We start from the raw sequence: 13,963 nt of genomic DNA on the forward strand, positions 1-13,963 counted from the left end.
GCACGGCAAAGAGACCAGATCCAGCAACCCGCGACCCCGCCGAACAGGTTAAAACTCAAGCTAGTCCTATCGTGAACAGATGCTGAACCACGACATCCTCGGCGTCGTCGAACGACAGGTCCGCACCTGGTCGGCCGGCGACGCCGAGGTGTACGCGGCGGCGACCGGCGGCCACTCCCCCGCGTTCGCCATCCCGTTGCTGCAGCACGGCGGACCGCAGCTCGGGCTCACCGGCGCGGACATGACCCAGGTCCTGCACGCCGAGCAGTCGTTGTGGCTGCACGGCGAGCTCCCGGCCCACGGCTCGATGGTCGTCACCAAGACGGTCGAGAACATCTACGACAAGGGGTCCGGCGCTCTCGTCGTCAGCACGTGGGAGTCGGAGTACGCGAGCACGCGCTCGTCGTGCTTCATCAAGGGCGAAGGCGGTTTCGGCGGCGAACGCGGTGAGACGCGCGAGTTCTCCGTTCCCGAGAGGCTGCACGAGGTCAGCTTCTTCCAGACCACGCGAGACCAAGCGCTGCGGTACCGCGAGACCGGCGACGTCAACCCGATGCACCACGATCCGGAGTTCGCGCGGCGGGCCGGGTTCCCCGCACCGATCCTGCACGGCCTGTGCACCCTCGGGATCACCGTGAGCGGCCTGGACTTCACCGAGCTGCACGCCCGCTTCACCGCGCCCGTCACGCCCGGCGACGAGCTGCGGATCGAGCGCTGGCCGACCGGGGAGTTCCGCACGTTCGCGAACGGCCGGCAGGTTCTCATCGGATCGGTTCGGTTTTCCGAAGTGGACGGCCGCTGAAAGTCCGCAGGATCGTGCCATGAGCAGTGCACTGGCAACCGCGGACTCCGGAATCGAACCGGTGCGCGTGGCGGTGGAGTCCCGAGACCTGATCAGCGCGGCCGGTGTGACCCACCTGCTGAAGACCTCACCGCGCGTGCGCGTGGTGCAGGACCGCTCGGACGCGCACGTGCTGCTGGCCCTGGTGAACGAGCTGTGCGCGCAACAGGCGGCACGGCTGCGGGCCTGCGGCTCGTCCAAGATCGTGGTGATCGCGGCCCGCGTGCACGACCTCACCCCGTCGATCGCGGCGCAGGCAGGCCTCGCGGTCCCGTTGCGGCGGGCGGACGTCAACGCCGAACGCCTGGTCAAACTGCTTCTCGGCGGCCACACCGTGTTGCAGGAACGCTCACCGGTGCTCAACGACCGCGATCTGCAGCTGCTGAGGCTGCTGGCGGACGGGGCGACGGTCGCGGAGGTCGCCGCACGGCTGTTCTGCTCGGAACGGACCGTGAAGTACGCGCTGCACCAGTTGCTGGAACGGTTCGGGCTGCGCAACCGGGTGCACGCGGTGGCGTGGGCGTTGCGCTCCGGTCTGCTCTAGGCGGGGCCGAAGACGGAGGAGAGCTGCACCCGCCTGCTGACGCCGACCTTGCGGTAGACGCGGGTGAGGTGCAGTTCGACCGTCCGTTGCGTGACGCCGAACCGCGCGGCGATCGCCCGATTGGTCTCGCCTTCCAGCACCAGCAAGACGATTCGCGACTCGTGCGGCGTCAGCCTGCCCCACGCCGCACAGCGCGCCGGACGCGGCTGTCGCACCAGTGCCGCCTTCGCCTGCTCCACCAGGTCAGTGGCTCCCACTCGTTCGGCGTCGGCCAGCGCGGCCCGGGCTGAACCGAGTGCGAGATGCATGCGAGCGCGCTGACGCAGCAACAGGTCGCACGCCCACACCGGTGGCAACGTTCCCGTATAACCGATCCGTACCAACATCTCCCGCGCATCACCCGGACGCCCAGCGTCCACACAGGACGCGACGAACGCCGCCGCCCCCAACGCCACGCAGCCGCGCAACGGTGAAGCCTCGGCGAGATCGTGCATCAGGCGGACGACCTCGGCGTGGTTCCCGCGCAGCGCCCACATCTCCCAGGCGGTCAGCCAGTCCCGCTCCGCACCGGCGAGCCGCGATCGCAGCCGTGGCGCGAGATCCAGCACCACCTGCTCGGAACCCCGTCGCAGCAACGCCAGTCCGGCCAGGGCCAGCGACGGCACCACTCGCGGCCCGCTCTCCGGGAGCTCACGCAGCACCCGCTCCGGATCGTCGGGAACCTCAGGAGCTCCCCCGAAGCCGAGCAGGTCCTCGTCGCACTGCCAGTCGAGGACCACGGCGTCGAACCACTCCCCCGCGGCAACCCGCTGCCGGGCGAGCTCGTCGGCTCGGGGCGCGATCCCGCACCGCAGGTGGAGATCCGCCATGGCCACCGCGATCTGCTGCGCGTTCTCACCGGTCGACGGCTCGCGCAGAGCGGCGCGCAGGTACCTCGCCGCCTGGTCCGGCCGGCCGGCGGCCCGGTGCAGGCGCGCGGTGTCGTGCAGCACCGGCGCGACCCACCGCGCTCCAACGGGCTCCGCGCACGCCACCGCGTGGTCGGCGGCGGCCGGATCGCACCGCCGGTGCAGGACCTGGGCGGCCGCGCGGTGCAGGCGTTCGCGAGCCTCGGGAGCCATCTCGTGCCGGATCGCGTGGCTCAGGGCCGGCGACCGCACGCGCATCGGTTCGGCGACGGCCAGACGCGCGTCCACGAGGCGTTCGAACGCGGCCAGCGTCCGGAACGACCCCATCCCGGTGACCTCGCACAGCACGTCCAGCGACGTGCTCCCCAGCACCGCCACGGCACGGCCGACGGCCACCGCGCCGGCGTCCAGCACCTCCCAGCTCCGGCGCACGGCCCGCAACAGCCGCGGCAGCCTCAGCCCTGGCAGCGCGTCGCGCACCGAGTCCAGGTCCGCAACCGCGTCCAGCACGTCGCTCAGCACGCCAGGCGCGCCGCCGCTGTACTCCAGGCACAGCGCGGCCAGCTCCGGCGGGACCTCGGCGTCGAACCGTCGCCGCAGCATCTCCACCACCGCCTCGGCGCCGATCGGCCGCAACGGCACGCGCACGGCGTCCACGACCGCCAGAACGTCCGGATCACAATCACCGGCGAGCACCACCGCGCCCCGGAAACGCGCCAGCCGCTCGATCTCCTCCCCGGAAAGCCGTTCGACGTCGTCGACCACGAGCACCGTGTGGCTGTCGACGCCGCTCAACGCCCGCAAACCGCGCACCGGCCGCAACCCGCTGCGCACCGCGATTGAAGAAGCAACGGACAGCAATGCGCTTTTGCCCATACCAGTTGCACCATGCACAACGCACGACCGGGCGCCACCGCTGAGCGCGTCCGTCAACACGGCGATCTCCCGCTCACGGCCCACGAGCAGGCCACCCTTGTGACGCACGGCACTTCCGACGAGGCCGGAACGAAGTGGGGCAACCATGCCGACCAGCAAATCGCGGCCGGCCCCGCGGGACCATGCAGAAGCACCGGCAGAAGTTCCGCAGGTCTGCCCCTTCGCACAGCATCGGCCGCCGAAGCACCGGCGCAGAACGCGAAAACCATTCGACCAATCAATTGGTAATGACAACAAGAGATGGTGAACCAATTAGCCGTCGATTACGTGATGTCTTCTGTAGGACAAACACGAACTTCAGGGAGTCCCGATGCGGGTCGCGTCACGCACCGTCTTCGACTTCGTCCAGTCCGACGGCTCCACGGCCCCGGTCGAGACCGAGCTGCTCTACGACGCGGAGGACCCGTTCGCGGTGACGATGCGGTTCCACGCCGGAGGCAAGATCGCCACCTGGGTCATGGGCAGGGACCTGCTCTCCGAGGGCCTGAGCATGAAGGCGGGCGAGGGGGACGTGCGGCTGCGGCCGCAGTCGAGCCGCGTGCTGGTGCTGGAGCTGATCTCGGTCCGCCACGTCACGGTGTTCCGGCTGCCCTGGGACACGCTGCGGAACTTCCTCGACGCCGCCTACCGGCTCGTGCCGCCCGGCTCGGAGCGGTTCGACGCCGACGCGTTCCTGAGCACCGTCCTGCGCTGACCGGAAGCCCCAGCCTCCGCCGCGCCGACGCGCGCGTGCTTCATCTCCCGGTCAAGATCTCCCGCACCTCGGCAGCGATCTCGCGCGTGGCGTCCGTGTCCCACCGTTCGCACACCGCGAGCGAGTCCCGCAGATGATGTTGATACGCGCTGTGGTCACCCCGTGCCTCGGCATTGTCCGCGAGCGCGCGCAGGATCTCGATCTCCCCGATGCCGTCGCCGAGTGCGCGGAACCCGGCGAGCGCGCGGCCCAGGTCCTCGTCGGACTCGGCGAGCCTGCCCGCCGCGCGGTGGGCGAGAGCGCGGTGCCACAACGTCGTCGCGAGCCATGAGGCCATCTGTGCGCGCTTGTAGACGTCCTCGGCCTCCGTCAGCGCCTCGATGGCTTCGTCAGGCTTGTCGACGTCTATCAGCGCGAGGCCGAGCCATCCGAGCGTGCGGCCCAGTGCGGAGAGTTCGTAGATGGTGCTGGCGTACGCGCGTTGTTCCTTCGCTACTTCTTTGTGGGCGGTCACGGCGGCGATCGGGCGGTCCATCAACCGCCACAGCACGCCGAGCACGGACCGCGCGTAGTGCTCGTCCATGGGTTCGTGCATGGAGTTGATCGCCTCTAGGCACACGCGTTCGGCCTCGTCGAAGTGGCCGAGCCCGCTGTGCGCGGCCGACGCGATCAGCCGCACCCAGCCGAGGTGCCCGGTCTCCCCCGACTCCTCGGTGATCCGTGCCGCGCGGGTCAGCACCTCCAGCGCCGGTCCCGGCCGGTTCGCCACGTCGAACAGCACCCAGCCGAGCTGGCCGAGCACGACGACCTCCTGCCACGGCTCGCGCGCGGAGGCGAGGGCGAGGCGGTAGACGCGTTCCCACACCAGGCCCGGTTCGATGGCCGCGTAGTGCGAGAGTGCGATCGCCGCGCGGGCCACGTCGTCGTGCAGACCTCTGGCCTGTGCCCGTTCCACGATCTCGGGCAGCAGGTCGCGGTGCTCGTCCAGCCAGCGCCGTCCCGCCGCGACGTCCGCAAAGGGCCGGTGCCGCGGGCTCACGCGTCGCGCGTCGCCTGTCTGTCCGAAGAGGACGCCCGCGGCCACCTTCGTCTCCAGCGTCCAGGCGAGCATCCTGCGGTCCGCGTCGTCGTCGGTCGCGTCGATCAGGCCGTCGGCGAACGTCCGGACGAGGCCGTGGATCGCGTAACCGCGGTCGTCGGGCTCGAGCAGGCTGACGTCGGCGAGCTCCTCCAGCGCCTGCTCGGCCTCGGCGGTGGTGACGCCGGCCAGTTCGGCGGCGAGGTCCGGGGTGACGTGGGTGCCGATCAGCAGCCCGAGCCGCCGGAACACCACCTGCGCGGTCCGCGGCAGGTGTGCCAGCGACACCTCGAACGCGCCGCGCACGTCGAGGTCGCCCGCGGTGAGCGCGGCCAGGCGGCGTTCCTCGATCTGTTCCACGAGGTGGCTCAGAGGCCAGCGCGGACGGCTCGCGAGCCGGTTGCCCGCGATCCTGAGGGCGAGCGGCGACGTCCCGCACAGCCGGACGAGCTCTCGCGCGGTCCCCGGATCGGCCTCGACGCGGTGCGGTCCGATGATCGACGCGAGCAGTTCGACGGCGCACGGTTCGGTGAGGCCGCCGAGCCGGATCCAGGAGGCGCCCACCAGTCCGGCGAGCCTGTGCCGGGACGTGACGACCGTGAGACAGCCCGGATCCGCCCTGAGCGTGCGGATCTCCTCCTCCGTGCGCGCACCGTCGAGCACGAGCAGCAGGCGTTTGCCCGCGAGCAACGACCGGTAGAGCCGTGTCTGGCCGTTCGCGTCCTCGGGCATGTGCTCGGCGGGTACGCCCAGGTCTTTGAGCAGCCGCTGCAGTGGCTGCGAGGAGCCCTCCAGGTCGATGAACAGCTGACCGTCAGAAAAGCGGCCCTCCAGCAGATGGGCGGCTCTCACGGCGAGGCTCGTCTTACCGGTGCCCGCGGCGCCGTGGACGACCACGAGCCCGTCCGGCTTGCGGGCGATGGTGTCGAGTTCGGTGTCACGGCCGACGAGGTCGGCCACGTACATCGGGAGCGACCAGACCGGGCCGCTCGGCGCGACCCGTCCGGCGCGGGCGAGGCGGCGCAGTTCGGCGCGGTCGTGCTCGTCGAGGCCCAGCGCGTCGAGCAGGGCCTCCGTCGTGCGGCGCTGCGGGGAACGGGCGCGGCCGCGTTCCATGTCGCTGATGGCGCGGACGCTGACGCCGGACCGCTCGCTGAGCTCCTCCTGGCTGAGCCCGGCGTTCCTGCGGTGCTGCACGAGCCGGGCGCCGAACGTCATGTCACCGAAGTTAGTGGTTCAAACTCGTGAGCATCTGCGCGCACACCCGGGAGAGGTGCCGGCGCATCACCGTCGACGCCTTGGCGGCGTTCCCGTCGGCGATCGCCTTGACGAGCTCGTCGTGGTCGTCGAGCGACGCGTGCTGGTGGGGCGGGTCGTCGTCCAGCGCGCTGCGCAGGAGCACCACGCGTTGCTGCACGAGCCGCACCTGCTCGGCGATGTACGGGCTGCGGGCGGCGTCGAGCAACGTCTGGTGGAACGCGAGGTCCAGCCGGTAAGGGAACGGCTGCCCCGCCCGGTAGTTGCGCCGGCTCTCCGCGCACACGTCCTGCAGCCGCACCAGGTCGACGTCGGTCCGACGTGACGCCGCCAGCTCCGCCGCCGCGCACTCCAGCGCGGTGCGCAGCTCGAACAACGCCTTGACGTCGTCCGGAGTCGCGGCGGGCACGAACGCGCCGCGGTGCGGGACCAGCGTCAGCAGGCCCTCGGACGCCAGGTGCCGGATCGCCTCGCGCAACGGCCCGCGGCTGATGCCGAGCTGCTGCGCCACCTCGACCTCGTTGACCCGCGAGCCGGGAGGGATCTCCCCGGTGAGCACCTGCTCTCGCAGCACGTCCACGGCCTGTCCGGCCAGGCTGAGGTGCAGTGGGGGTGTCACCTTCGTCTCCTGATCTGGACGGCACCGGCCGTCCTCCCGCTAAACTAGCGAACGTGTCAACTGTCGACAGTTGGCAGTTTGGAACTCACGGACCGGAGGGGCGACATGGCACACGAAGTGGTGGCTGAGGTCTGGCGGGGCGACTTCCTGGAGTCCGTGCACCACGGCACCGTCGTCGCCACTGACGCCTCGGGCAACGCGGTGCTCTCGGTCGGCCGCCCCGGCGACGTCGCGTTCCCTCGTTCGTCGAACAAGCCCCTCCAGGCCCTCGCGATGCTGCGCAGCGGCCTCGACCTCGACGGCGAGCTGCTCGCCCTGGCCTGCGCCTCCCACTCGGGCGAGGACTTCCACGTCGCGGGCGCCCTGCGGATCCTGGCCTCCGCCGGCCTGACCGAGGACGCCCTGCAGTGCACCCCGGACCTGCCGCTCGGCGAGGCCCCCCGTGCCCAGCACCTCGCCGCCGGCCTGACCGCCGCGCCGAAGTACATGAACTGCTCCGGCAAGCACGCCGCCATGCTCGCCACCTGCGTCGCCAACGACTGGCCGACCGCGAACTACCTGGACCCGACGCACCCCTTGCAGGTCGCGACCCGCGAGACGATCGAGGACGTGGCCGGCGAGCCCGTCGCCCAGGTCGGCGTCGACGGCTGCGGCGCCCCGATCTTCGCCATCAGCCTCACCGGCCTCGCCCGCGCGTTCGGCCGCCTCGCCAGCGCACCCGAGGGCACGCTGGAACACCGCGTCGCCACCGCCATGAACGCCCACCCGCAGTGGGTCGGCGGCACCGGCCGCGACGTCACCGTCCTCATGGCCGCCCTGCCCGGCGTCATCGCCAAGGACGGCGCCGAGGGTGTCTACGCCGTGGGCCTGCCCACCGGCGAGGGCGTGGCCCTGAAGATCGCCGACGGCTCCTCCCGCGCCCGCGCGGTCGTCGTCATCGCGGTGCTCAAGCGGCTCGGGGTGGACGTGAGCGGCGTCGAGGGCCTCGCCACGGTGCCGGTCCTGGGGCACGGCCGCGCGGTCGGCGCCGTCAAGCCGTCGCTCGCGGTCGCGAGCTGAGCAAACTCGCCACGGCGCCGGCCCTCGGACACGGCCGCGCGAGGAATGTGACACCCCCGCCGAGCAGCAGCAATGCCGCGAGAACGGCGATCACGACCAGACCGGCACGCCTGTCCTTCGGCGGCTCGCCGCCCACCTGCACGCAGCTGCACACCTGCTGGACACAGCCCTGCTGGCGATCAAGTCGACGTTGACGCGTCCACCACCACCTGGACGCGTCAACATGTCGATTCAGTCAACATCGCGGATACCCGAATCAACCTCGGCGTCAACGTTGACGACCACCCCGGGCGGTCACCGCCCGGCACACGAGAATCCACTCCCCCTGCCACTAAGCTGGCGGTATGGGCGATTCGAAGGACGAGAACGAGAAGTTCCAGGAGGAGCTCATCGGCCTCGACCCACACGATCCCGAGACGAAGGCGTTCGCCGACCACCTCGACCGCATGCAGCGGCACCGCCCCGGTTACACCGTCGAGGGGTACCTGGAGGGCGTGCAGGACTTCGCCGACTCGGCGAACCGCACGACGGGCCACCAGCGGCTGGTCGCCGTGCTCATCGTGGGTCTCATCCTGCTGGGCGTGCTCCTGACGATCTGGTTCGCCCTGGGCGACATCCTCGCCATCATCTTCTGACCCGCTCTCCTGGCCCGCTCTTCTACCCCGGTCTCCTGGTCAGCTCTTCCGCCCGGTCTCCTGGCCCGCTCTCCTGGCCCGCTCTCCTGCCCCAGACCGGGGCCAACTCCTTAACGGGGTCTTACGACCTCACCTGCGCGACCACCGCCCGGGAAGCTCCGAGGCGCCCGCGGAGTTATAAAGAGACATGGAACCTGTTGTCGGCGCCACCCCGAAAGTCGTGCGTTCCGAAGAGGAATGGCGCGCCCAGCTCAACCCCGCCGAGTACGCGGTGCTGCGGCAGGCAGGCACCGAGCGTCCGTGGACCGGGGAGTACACCGAGACCAAGACGGAGGGCCTGTACGAGTGCCGTGCGTGCGGGGCCGAGCTCTTCCGCAGCGACACCAAGTTCGACTCGCACTGCGGCTGGCCGTCGTTCTTCTCGCCGCTGGCCGGTGACTCGGTCATCCTGCGTGAGGACCGCGCACTCGGCATGACGCGCGTGGAGGTGCTCTGCGCCGCGTGCCACAGCCACCTCGGGCACGTCTTCGAGGGCGAGGGCTACCCCACTCCGACGGATCAGCGGTACTGCATCAACTCCGTCTCCTTGAAACTCGTTCCGTCCGAATAGGAGACTGGGTCCGGTCCGGCCACCCCCGGCCGGACGGACCTGGGAGGCACAATGATCTTCTTCGGTACCGACGGCGAAGGCTCCGGCGGAGTCGACGGCGGTTCGTCGAGCTAGCCCGACGAGTGAGCCATAGCCAGAAGACAGGGGCAGAAGGCCGGCAACCCTAAGGCTTCGTCAACAAGCCTTGTGAGGCTGTGGCGCGGGCCACACCATTGACCTACCGAAGCACTTTCGGGGCAGTCAGGGGGTGGGTCGAATGCCAACGCATTGGGGATTGTCAGGACCGGAGTTCCTTCAGCTGTACTGGATCGGACTGGCACTGGCGGTGCTGGTCGCGATCGTCGTCCGGGTACGCGTGCGGGCGGGTCACAGCACCCAGCCCGTGCGCTCCCTCGACATGGACGAGCTCGCATACCTCGCGGGCGGTCCAAGGCGCGTGGTCGAGACGTCCATCGCGCGACTGCTCACCGCGGGTGAGCTCAGGACTTCACGGCGTGGCACCGTTCAGGCCACCTCCGCGACGCAGTCGCTGAACCAGGTGGACCGCGCCGTCATCACCGACAGCCAGCGCTACACCAACCGCACCGTCAACCTGATGATCCCGGCCGTCGCCAAGGAAGGCGTGGTCACGGGGATCGGCCGGCGGCTCGAGGACATGGGTCTGCTGGTCAACGCCGACGTCGCGAAAAGCGCGGTGCGCAAGGGATCCGTCGTCCTGTGGGTGCTGCTCGCGGTCGGGATCGCACGCTGGGTCAACGGCATCGTGGTCGGCGCTCCCGTCGGCTGGCTCACGTTCCAGCTCGTGGTGACCGGTCTGCTGATCCTGATCCTCACGCGCCGCACCAAGAAGGTCGTGCGCACGAGCAAGGGCAACAGCGTGCTCCAGGCCGCTCGCGCGAGCAACAGCTCCAAGGCGCGGGCGGGAAGCCTGGACGAGGTCATGTACACGGGCGCGGCCGGTGCGGTGCTGTTCGGCGGCCTCATGGTCTACCCGGACCTGGCGGTGCGCAGCTCGCTGCTCGCCTCCTCCGGGTCCGCCGGGTACAGCGCCAGCACCAACAGCGCGTGTTCGGTCGGTTCTTCTTCGTGTTCGGGTGGAAGCAGTTGCGGCGGCGGGGGCGGAGGCGGCGGCTGCGGTGGTGGCTGCGGCGGCGGCGGCAGCTGAGAAGTCGTTCGGTCCTTTTCAGGTAACAACAGGAACCCAGGGGTAGATCTCACGTCGAAGATGCACTGACACCAGTGAGGGGAGTGCTGATGTCCCAGTCTTCGGCACCGCACCGGGCCACGTGGTCCGCTGAGGAGATCGGGTTCCTGGCAGGGGGACCGGGCAGGGCGGCGGAGACCGCTCTCGCCCGGCTGCTGGACGGCGGTCTCGTGCGCATCTCACGCGAGGGCCTCGTGACCGCCGTCCACCAGAACACCTACGGCGCCAGGACGGCGCTGGAGGCCTACGTCCTCGCCGGACTCCAGGGCTCCGCGCGTCCGATCCGCCAGGTCGTGCAGGTCGCGATGGCGAGCCACGAGATGGGCGCGCTGCACGAGAGCCTCGTCGCCCGCGGGGTGGTGCACCGGAAGTGGGGACGGCCTCGCGGCGGCAAGATCGCGTTGCGCGTGCTGCTGTTCCTGCTGGCGTTCGTCTCGATCTTCGTCGCCTTCGCGATCGACACGAGGCTCTTCCTGCTGACCGCGCTGCTGGTGTTCGCCGCGATCCTGCTGCGCAAACCGGGCAAGCTCACCAGGAACGGAAAAATCGTGTACCTGTACGCGCTCAAGAACCGCGGCGCTGCGGACTCGGTGGCGTTGTTCGGGTTGCGCAGGGGCAAACAGCGCGTGAACACCGGTACGTCCACTTCGTACATCCCGGTGAGCAGCTGCAGCTCGTACGACTGGGACAACCACAGCTGCGGCGGTTCGTCGAGCTGTTCGAGCAGCAGCTGCAACAGTTCGAGCGGTTGCAGCAGTTCCAGCAGCAGTTGTTCGAGCAGTAGCAGCAGTTGTAGCAGCAGCTCGAGTTGCAGTAGCAGCAGCAGTAGCTGCAGCAGTTCCAGCAGTTGAGGGGGAAACCGATGGCAGACCAGGGGCTGTCCGCGGAGGAGGCGGGCTACCTGACGGACGGTTCGGGCCGTGCCGCGGAGACGGTGCTGGCCCGGCTGATCGACACCGGCCGGGTGCGGGTGTCCCGCGACGGGCTCGTCTCCGCCGTGCGCCAGGACGACCGCGGCGCCATCACTTCGATCGAGGCGCGGATGCTGAGCCAGACGCGGACCGCCGTCCGGTTCGGCGCGGTCGTCATGTCGGCCACGCACAGCGCCGAGATGACTCAGCTGCACCGGCTCCTGCTCGACCGCGGGCTGATGCAACGGCCGCGGCGGCGCAACGACGGCTGGTGGTTCTCCCTCGCGGTCGCGGGCCTGCTGACGCTGGCGGGCTTCGTCTCGCCGGTGTTCTTCGCCGGTGTGCCGATCGCACTGGGGTTCTTCGTGTGGCAGTACGGCCGGAGCCCGGTCACCCAGGCCGGCAAGGACGCGCTGAGGCACGTGACGGCGCACGACAGGGTGCACGCGGTGGCGCTGTACGGTCTCACCGGCAAGGTCGGCGGCCAGAGCGTCGGTGAGCTGTTCGACCTGCCGCCGAACGTCGTTCAGATGGTCCCGCCCAAGGCGCGCGAGGAAAGGCGGCGGTCCTCTTCGGACCGTGGCAGCCGGCGTTCGTCGTCGAGCTACGGGTGCGGGAGCACGTCCAGCTCGTGCGGGAGCGGTTCAGACAGCAGCTGCGGCGGTTCCAGCGGCTGCGGCGGTGGCGGAGGAGGCGACTGATGGCAACGCCGACGACAGCGCGGGGAACGCGGTTGTCCCCGGAGGAGATCGGTTTCCTGACAGCGGGACCGGGCAGGGCGGCCGAGGCCGCGCTCGCGCGGTTGCTCGACGCGGGCCTGATCCGGGTGTCGCGCGACGGACTCGTGTCCGCCGTGCACCAGAACGGCCACGGCGCCACCACTCCGATCGAGGCGCGGATCCTGACCCAGCTGCGCAAGCCCGTCCCGTTCAGCGCGGTCGTGCGGAACACCGCGAACAGCGCGGAGATGCGGGCGCTGCAGCAGGACCTGCGCGGGCGGAGGCTGACGCGGAGCCCCCGTCCCCGGCTCGGGGCGTGGTGGGTCTTCCTCGTGATCGGGTCGTTCCTGGCCCTCGCCGCCATCACGGAACCGTGGCTGCTCATCGGAACGGCCGGTTTCCTCGTGTTCGCCTGGTGGTCGTTCGGCGCGAAACCGCTCACCAGGGCGGGCAGGGCGGCACTGGAGGGCGTGACCACGAGCGACAGGGTTCTCGCGGTCGCACTGGAGGGTTTTCGCGGCAAGATCAGCGGACGGCCCGTCGCCGATCTCTTCGGACTGCCGCAGAACGTGGTCGGCAAGCTGCCGCGCAAGAAGAAGAGGGCCGCGGGCAGCGCCGCGGCGAGCAGTGGCGGTTGTGGCAGCTGCGGCAGCGGGTGTGGCGGCAGCAGTTGTGGTAGCAGTAGCAGTTGTTCGGGCGGCAGCAGCTGCGGTGGTGGCGGCGGTGGCTGTGGCGGCGGAGGAGGAGGCGACTGATGGCGGGGATCAAGGACCTGGGTGTCGGCATCGGCTGGCGCTCGGAGATCGACCTGACCGTGGAACGGTTGCCCGGCGTGGACTTCGTCGAGGTCGTCGCCGAGAACCTCCACATCGGACACCTGCCGGAGTCGGTGACGCTGCTGCTGGAGCGCGGCGTCCCGGTGCTCCCCCACGCCGTGTCGCTGTCGCTGGGCGGAGCGGAGGAGGTCGACCTGCACCGCGTCGAGCACCTGGGCGCGGTCGCCGAGGCGGTCGGCGCGCCCATGGTCAGCGACCACGTGTGCTTCGTGCGGGCGGGCGGGCTCGACTCGGGCCACCTGATGCCGGTGCCGCGCACCAGGGACGCGCTCGACGTGCTGGTCGCGAACGTCAAGCTCGCCCAGCGGAACCTGCCCGTCCCGCTCGCGCTGGAGAACGTCGCCGCGCTGCTGGAGTGGCCGGACGGCGAGCTGTCCGAGGGCCAGTTCCTCGCCGAGCTCGTCGAGCGCACGGACTGCTGGCTGCTGGTGGACGTCGCGAACCTCTACGCGAACGCCCGCAACATCGGCACCGACCCCGAGCGGTTCCTGGACGAGATCCCGCTCGAACGCCTGGCCTACGTGCACGTGGCCGGCGGCGAGCAGCACGGCGACATCTACCACGACACGCACGCCCACGCGGTTCTGCCGGAAGTGCTCGGAGTGCTGGACGAACTGTGCTCCCGCGTCGCACCGCCCGGCGTTCTGCTGGAACGCGACGACAACTACCCGTCCGACACCGAAATCGCGGACGAACTGGCCGCGATCCGCGCGGTGGTGGACAAACATCGTGGCTGAAATCGTGGAAAACAACAGCCTTTCGTCCGCACGCGAAAGGCTTGCCAGTCAGCAGACCGAGCTGCTAAATGCATTGCTCGCGAACGGTCCCGCTCCGGCGGGATTCGACGAACAACGCCTCGGCGTCGAACGCCGCGCGTTGTTGTCGAAACGGCGGAGCATCGCGCGGATGCTGGGCCCGGCGGTCGCCGACGAGCTCGGCGACCGGTTCCGGCCGCTCTTCGACGCCTACGCCGTCGAACATCCACGTCGTGCGGGCTCTCGCGCGCGTGAGGACGCCGCGGCATTCGCGGAATGGTGCCGCGCTTCCGGAGAACTGCAGGAGAAGCGCGAGGTTCGCTGGAAGTTCTGGCGGTCGAACTGACGGGCGAACGA

The 13,963-nt window shown here is 70.1% G+C and carries 15 protein-coding genes; 12 read left to right on the forward strand and 3 right to left on the reverse strand.

Features of this window, described 5'->3' with window-relative positions; genetic code table 11:
- Positions 1-79: 79 nt before the first annotated feature.
- Positions 80-802, forward strand: a complete 723-nt coding sequence (locus IE307_RS46050) for a MaoC/PaaZ C-terminal domain-containing protein (protein WP_191305842.1) — start codon at positions 80-82, stop codon at positions 800-802.
- Positions 803-821: 19 nt separating this feature from the next.
- Positions 822-1,385: a helix-turn-helix transcriptional regulator gene (locus tag IE307_RS46055; RefSeq protein ID WP_191305843.1), complete on the forward strand. Its 564-nt coding sequence runs from the start codon at positions 822-824 to the stop codon at positions 1,383-1,385.
- Here the strand turns inward: IE307_RS46055 and IE307_RS46060 are convergent.
- A complete protein-coding gene (locus tag IE307_RS46060; RefSeq protein ID WP_191305844.1) occupies positions 1,382-3,169 on the reverse strand; it encodes a helix-turn-helix transcriptional regulator in 1,788 nt (595 codons plus the stop codon). The genes IE307_RS46055 and IE307_RS46060 overlap by 4 nt on opposite strands.
- Before the next feature lie 370 nt (positions 3,170-3,539).
- Between IE307_RS46060 and IE307_RS46065 the strand changes: the two genes are divergently transcribed.
- A complete protein-coding gene (locus IE307_RS46065; protein ID WP_191305845.1) occupies positions 3,540-3,923 on the forward strand; it encodes an SsgA family sporulation/cell division regulator in 384 nt (127 codons plus the stop codon).
- 40 nt (positions 3,924-3,963) lie between these two features.
- On the opposite strand, the gene IE307_RS46070 is transcribed toward IE307_RS46065, so the two are convergent.
- Positions 3,964-6,219, reverse strand: coding sequence for an XRE family transcriptional regulator (locus tag IE307_RS46070; RefSeq protein WP_191305846.1), 2,256 nt, complete (start codon positions 6,217-6,219; stop codon positions 3,964-3,966).
- Between the two features lie 10 nt (positions 6,220-6,229).
- Positions 6,230-6,877 carry a GntR family transcriptional regulator gene (locus IE307_RS46075; RefSeq protein ID WP_191305847.1) on the reverse strand — a complete coding sequence of 216 codons (648 nt, stop codon included), beginning with the start codon at positions 6,875-6,877 and terminating at the stop codon, positions 6,230-6,232.
- A 105-nt stretch (positions 6,878-6,982) separates the two neighbouring features.
- Here IE307_RS46075 and IE307_RS46080 point away from each other — a divergent pair, with 105 nt between their 5' ends.
- From IE307_RS46080 to IE307_RS46120, 9 genes are all read left to right on the forward strand, one after another.
- Complete coding sequence (locus tag IE307_RS46080) at positions 6,983-7,936, forward strand: asparaginase (protein ID WP_191305848.1); 954 nt, start codon at positions 6,983-6,985, stop codon at positions 7,934-7,936.
- 344 nt (positions 7,937-8,280) lie between these two features.
- The gene (locus IE307_RS46085; RefSeq protein ID WP_191305849.1) at positions 8,281-8,571 is read left to right on the forward strand and encodes a hypothetical protein; all 291 of its coding nucleotides are present in this window, start codon (positions 8,281-8,283) and stop codon (positions 8,569-8,571) included.
- A 187-nt stretch (positions 8,572-8,758) separates the two neighbouring features.
- Positions 8,759-9,181: a peptide-methionine (R)-S-oxide reductase MsrB gene (msrB, locus tag IE307_RS46090; RefSeq protein ID WP_191305850.1), complete on the forward strand. Its 423-nt coding sequence runs from the start codon at positions 8,759-8,761 to the stop codon at positions 9,179-9,181.
- A 256-nt stretch (positions 9,182-9,437) separates the two neighbouring features.
- Complete coding sequence (locus IE307_RS46095; protein WP_191305851.1) at positions 9,438-10,346, forward strand: TIGR04222 domain-containing membrane protein; 909 nt, start codon at positions 9,438-9,440, stop codon at positions 10,344-10,346.
- 89 nt (positions 10,347-10,435) lie between these two features.
- On the forward strand, positions 10,436-11,236 hold the full coding sequence (locus tag IE307_RS46100; protein ID WP_191305852.1) for a TIGR04222 domain-containing membrane protein: 801 nt from the start codon (positions 10,436-10,438) through the stop codon (positions 11,234-11,236).
- Between the two features lie 11 nt (positions 11,237-11,247).
- Complete coding sequence (locus IE307_RS46105) at positions 11,248-11,997, forward strand: TIGR04222 domain-containing membrane protein (protein ID WP_191305853.1); 750 nt, start codon at positions 11,248-11,250, stop codon at positions 11,995-11,997.
- Entirely contained in the window at positions 11,997-12,770 is a 774-nt protein-coding gene (locus IE307_RS46110; RefSeq protein WP_191305854.1) for a TIGR04222 domain-containing membrane protein, read from the forward strand. Before IE307_RS46105 ends, IE307_RS46110 begins: the two co-directional genes overlap by 1 nt.
- Positions 12,770-13,588 carry an MbnB/TglH/ChrH family RiPP precursor modification enzyme gene (locus tag IE307_RS46115; protein ID WP_191305855.1) on the forward strand — a complete coding sequence of 273 codons (819 nt, stop codon included), beginning with the start codon at positions 12,770-12,772 and terminating at the stop codon, positions 13,586-13,588. Before IE307_RS46110 ends, IE307_RS46115 begins: the two co-directional genes overlap by 1 nt.
- Positions 13,581-13,952: an SCO6045 C-terminal-like domain-containing protein gene (locus tag IE307_RS46120; RefSeq protein WP_229905700.1), complete on the forward strand. Its 372-nt coding sequence runs from the start codon at positions 13,581-13,583 to the stop codon at positions 13,950-13,952. Before IE307_RS46115 ends, IE307_RS46120 begins: the two co-directional genes overlap by 8 nt.
- The last annotated feature ends 11 nt before the right edge of the window (positions 13,953-13,963 follow it).

Source organism: Lentzea cavernae (genome assembly GCF_014653695.1).
GTDB lineage: Bacteria > Actinomycetota > Actinomycetes > Mycobacteriales > Pseudonocardiaceae > Lentzea > Lentzea cavernae.

Excerpts from the sequence above, each read along its gene's own strand:
- IE307_RS46060 (WP_191305844.1), bottom strand. The coding sequence starts at position 3,169 with ATGGGCAAAAGCGCATTGCTGTCCGTTGCTTCTTCAATCGCGGTGCGC.
- msrB (WP_191305850.1), top strand. The coding sequence starts at position 8,759 with ATGGAACCTGTTGTCGGCGCCACCCCGAAAGTCGTGCGTTCCGAAGAG.
- IE307_RS46065 (WP_191305845.1), top strand. The coding sequence starts at position 3,540 with ATGCGGGTCGCGTCACGCACCGTCTTCGACTTCGTCCAGTCCGACGGC.
- IE307_RS46110 (WP_191305854.1), top strand. The coding sequence starts at position 11,997 with ATGGCAACGCCGACGACAGCGCGGGGAACGCGGTTGTCCCCGGAGGAG.
- IE307_RS46105 (WP_191305853.1), top strand. The coding sequence starts at position 11,248 with ATGGCAGACCAGGGGCTGTCCGCGGAGGAGGCGGGCTACCTGACGGAC.
- IE307_RS46100 (WP_191305852.1), top strand. The coding sequence starts at position 10,436 with ATGTCCCAGTCTTCGGCACCGCACCGGGCCACGTGGTCCGCTGAGGAG.
- IE307_RS46050 (WP_191305842.1), top strand. The coding sequence starts at position 80 with ATGCTGAACCACGACATCCTCGGCGTCGTCGAACGACAGGTCCGCACC.
- IE307_RS46095 (WP_191305851.1), top strand. The coding sequence starts at position 9,438 with ATGCCAACGCATTGGGGATTGTCAGGACCGGAGTTCCTTCAGCTGTAC.
- IE307_RS46080 (WP_191305848.1), top strand. The coding sequence starts at position 6,983 with ATGGCACACGAAGTGGTGGCTGAGGTCTGGCGGGGCGACTTCCTGGAG.
- IE307_RS46085 (WP_191305849.1), top strand. The coding sequence starts at position 8,281 with ATGGGCGATTCGAAGGACGAGAACGAGAAGTTCCAGGAGGAGCTCATC.
- IE307_RS46115 (WP_191305855.1), top strand. The coding sequence starts at position 12,770 with ATGGCGGGGATCAAGGACCTGGGTGTCGGCATCGGCTGGCGCTCGGAG.
- IE307_RS46070 (WP_191305846.1), bottom strand. The coding sequence starts at position 6,219 with ATGACGTTCGGCGCCCGGCTCGTGCAGCACCGCAGGAACGCCGGGCTC.
- IE307_RS46055 (WP_191305843.1), top strand. The coding sequence starts at position 822 with ATGAGCAGTGCACTGGCAACCGCGGACTCCGGAATCGAACCGGTGCGC.